At 66.5% G+C, this 1,787-nt stretch carries 3 protein-coding genes; all 3 read right to left on the reverse strand.

The window, feature by feature from the left end:
* On the reverse strand, window positions 1-261 hold a 261-nt coding region (locus PHE40_RS10740; protein WP_299961610.1), incomplete at its 3' end, for an RsmD family RNA methyltransferase.
* Window positions 258-992 (reverse strand): pseudouridine synthase, encoded by a 735-nt coding sequence (locus tag PHE40_RS10745; protein ID WP_284258485.1) that lies wholly within the window; start codon window positions 990-992, stop codon window positions 258-260. The genes PHE40_RS10740 and PHE40_RS10745, both read right to left, overlap by 4 nt.
* On the reverse strand, window positions 985-1,695 hold the full coding sequence (locus tag PHE40_RS10750) for a gamma-glutamyl-gamma-aminobutyrate hydrolase family protein (protein ID WP_299961612.1): 711 nt from the start codon (window positions 1,693-1,695) through the stop codon (window positions 985-987). The genes PHE40_RS10745 and PHE40_RS10750 overlap by 8 nt, the downstream gene beginning before the upstream one ends.
* Between the last annotated feature and the right edge of the window lie 92 nt (window positions 1,696-1,787).

A 1,787-nucleotide genomic window follows, 5' to 3' on the forward strand; every position in this document is an offset into this window, starting at 1 on the left:
GGCCCCAGGCGCCTGCTCCATAAAATCCGCCGCCGCCGCCCCGCGCGAGAGCGCCTCCAGCCCATAGGCCCCGGTGCCCGCGAACACATCCAGCACCCGCGCGCGCCGCAAAAATTCCGCCCCGGCCCAGGGCGCATGCAGCAAAATATCAAACACCGCCTGCCTGGCCCGCGCCCCGGTCGGCCGCGTCTCCAGCCCCTCGGGCGCCACCAGCTTGCGCCCGCGCCACGCCCCCGCGAGTATCCGAGGCCCCAGGCTCATTTACCCAGCCCAGGCACCTGTTCGCGCAGAATCTTCCCGTTCACTTCCTCAACCTCGCCCTTGGCCAGCAGCCCGAGCTGAAACGGCCCATAGGCCACGCGTATCAACCGTGTCACCGGCAACAGCAGCGCGTCCATCACGCGCCTGATCTCCCGGTTCTTGCCCTCACGCAGCGAGACACTGAGCCATGTATTCGCCCGCTGCACCGAATCCACCGACGCCTCGATCGGCCCGAACTTCACCCCATCCACCACCATGCCCTCGGCCAGGCGCGTCAGCTTCTTCGGGTCCACCCCGCCATGCACGCGCACGCGGTAACGGCGCAGCCAGCCGGTTGAAGGCAGCTCCAGCTGGCGGGCCAGCGCGCCGTCATTGGTCAGCAGCAACAGCCCCTCGGAGGTCAGGTCCAGCCGCCCCACGCTGATCACGCGCGGCAAATCCTTCGGCAGATGCTCAAACACCGTCGGCCGGCCTTCCGGGTCCTTATGCGTGGTCACCAGCCCGTCGGGCTTGTGGTAGCGCCACAGCCGGGTGCGCTCGGGCTGCGCCACGGCCTTGCCGTCCACCACCACAATATCCGTAGGCCCCACGAACACCGCCGGATGCTCCACCGGCGCGTTGTTCATCCGCACCCGCCCCGCCGCGATCATCGCCTCCGCATCGCGCCGGCTCGCCACCCCCGCGCGTGACAAAAACTTGGCGATCCGCTCGCCGCGCTGTTCCTCAACCATTGGCCGCCGCCATCATCGCCGCAAAAATCGCCGTATCCCCTTTGTCGATCAAATATTCCGGATGCCACTGCACCCCGATACAAAATTTCAGCCCCGGCACCTCGATGCCCTCAATCACCCCATCCGGCGCCACCGCGTTCACAACCGACCGCCCGGCAGACCGCACCGCCTGATGGTGCGAGGTGTTCACCAGCATCCGCGGCCCCACGATATCATGCAATCGCGTCCCCCGCTGAATCTCCACCTCATGCCCCGGCTGATAATGCGAGGTTTTCTGCTCATGTTCGAGCGCTCCCACCACCGCATCGGGAATATGCTGGATCAGGCTTCCCCCCAGCACCACCGCCAGCAGCTGCTCACCGCCGCAAATGCCCAATACCGGCATGTCCCGCCGCAACGCGCCCTGGAGCAACGCCAGCTCCGCCGTGGTGCGGTCCGCCTTCAATTCCACCGTGGCATGGCGCTCGGCCTCGCCATAAAGTGCTGGGTCCACATCAAACGCGCCACCGGTCACAATCAGCCCATCCAGCCGGCCGAGGTAATCCTCCGCCAGCCCCGCCTCATGCGGCAGCGCCACCGCCAGCCCGCCGGCCGCCGCCACCGCCTCGCAATAATTCTGCCGCAGCGCATACCAAGGGTATTTGGACCACCCGCCCGCGGGCTCGGCATCCAGGGTCAAACCAATCAAAGGCCGTTTTGTCATGCCCGCACCTAGACCCGCAGCCCCTACCAAGGCAACTAAACCTGTGCATCCGCACAAGGCAACTAGACCTGTGCATCCGCACAAGGCAACTA

The organism is Acidocella sp. (assembly GCF_028687955.1).
Taxonomy (GTDB): Bacteria; Pseudomonadota; Alphaproteobacteria; order Acetobacterales; family Acetobacteraceae; genus Acidocella.

Bases quoted from the DNA above. Each gene is read 5' to 3' on its own strand.
- PHE40_RS10745 (WP_284258485.1), bottom strand. From the start codon at position 992: ATGGTTGAGGAACAGCGCGGCGAGCGGATCGCCAAGTTTTTGTCACGC.
- PHE40_RS10750 (WP_299961612.1), bottom strand. From the start codon at position 1,695: ATGACAAAACGGCCTTTGATTGGTTTGACCCTGGATGCCGAGCCCGCG.